Origin of the sequence: Veillonella sp., assembly GCF_019414865.1 — a bacterium.
Classification (GTDB): Bacteria; Bacillota; Negativicutes; order Veillonellales; family Veillonellaceae; genus Veillonella.
This window is the reverse complement of record NZ_DXLG01000214.1, coordinates 1-1,526: the sequence shown is the minus strand read 5'-3', so window position 1 is coordinate 1,526 and position 1,526 is coordinate 1. Positions and strand designations below refer to the sequence as shown.

Sequence of the window (1,526 nt, the reverse complement as noted above, 5' to 3'; positions counted from 1 at the left end):
CAATAATACTAAAACATATGATTACAATAAAAGATAAAGATATACTTTCTATTAATCAACAATTAGTAAATTTTTTTGAAATCATTTAATAAAATTGTAAACCACCTACCAAAGATAATCAATTTATCTTCGATAGGTGGTTTATTTTATTCACCCTTAGCAATGCAATCTAAGAGTTCAATATAGCTTTGCTTATTTAATGCTGGTGTAAAGTTGTCTAATACATCTTTAGCGCCTGCTGCATCATCATATAATAAGTCTACGATTGTCATAGCCAAGGCTTGTGCTGTTTTAATGTAAGCTACATCAGGTACAGAGATTTCGTATTCTGCGCTGTGTAGTACACCACTGATACAGCCAACCCATGGATGGATAACCGGCATCAAGTGAGATACGTCCCCCATGTCTGTACTAGCTGTAATATGTGGGCCTTGGTATACATTGGCTTCACCAAAGATAGGGTTTGAATTTTCTCGTAATAGAGCATTCATACGTTCATCATTACGCATCGGTAAATAGCCTGGTAGGTCATTGATAATACATGTAGCCCCTACTGCATCACCACCGGCTTTTAATGCCCTGTTAACACGATGGTTACCATCTACAATAGCTTCAATATTAGAGGCACGCACATAGCTTTCAACTTGAACATAATCAGGCACACAATTTACCAATGTACCCCCTTGATTAATGATGGGATGGAATCTGAAATAATCGCTTTCTTTGAAAGTTTCACGAATGGAGTTAACCCCCATAACACCCATCAAAGCAGCATTAAGAGCATTGATACCTTCATGAGGTGCTTGAGCCGCATGAGCTACCTTGCCGTGATATTCAATCAGCTTAGATACAAAACCATTAGAGGTGCTACCTAGCCCCATTTCACCAGCTGGAGTTTTGGCAGTCTCCACATGCATTTGCATAGCCATATCGATATCGTCGAAAGCACCTTCATAGATGAGCTGTTGTTTACCGCCCATATACTTGAGTTTTCCTTGTTCACGCAATTTATTGCGGTAATCAATTTCAATCATTTCCTCTGCCGGAACGGCAAATAGTACAACATCGCCTGCTAATTCGTCCATCACCGCTTGTAAGCCTATAGCTACAGCAAACATATTAGTAATTTGTACATTATGACCACAGCAATGGGCAGCCCCTGTTAAATCATCAGCACGAGGATGGCGAGGACACAGAATGGCATCTAATTCCCCAACCATGGCAACCGTATATTTACTATCTCGGCCTTTCATTCTACCTTTTACACCTGTCAGTGCATGGCCTGTAGTATAAGAAATGCCAAGTTCATCAAACATAGCTTGAACCTTTTTAGATGTTTTTACCTCTTTAAAACCCAGCTCAGGTTCAGCCATAATAGATTCTGCTAATTCTCGTAAACGCGGTTGTGCATCAACAATAGCTTTACAAACACGTTCTTTAACTTCTTCCTTTGTCATACGGCTCATAATATCTCCTTTATAAAATCGACCGTATAAAATACGGTCGATCATGGAATCATAATGTAT

Annotated in this window: 1 protein-coding gene; it reads right to left on the bottom strand. The window is 39.1% G+C overall.

Annotation, left to right across the window (positions count from 1 at the left end; all coding sequences use genetic code 11):
• Positions 1-146: 146 nt before the first annotated feature.
• Complete coding sequence (locus QZ334_RS08340) at positions 147-1,466, bottom strand: amidohydrolase (protein ID WP_323758631.1); 1,320 nt, start codon at positions 1,464-1,466, stop codon at positions 147-149.
• Positions 1,467-1,526 lie beyond the last annotated feature (60 nt).

Bases quoted from the DNA above. Each gene is read 5' to 3' on its own strand.
- QZ334_RS08340 (WP_323758631.1), bottom strand. From the start codon at position 1,466: ATGAGCCGTATGACAAAGGAAGAAGTTAAAGAACGTGTTTGTAAAGCT.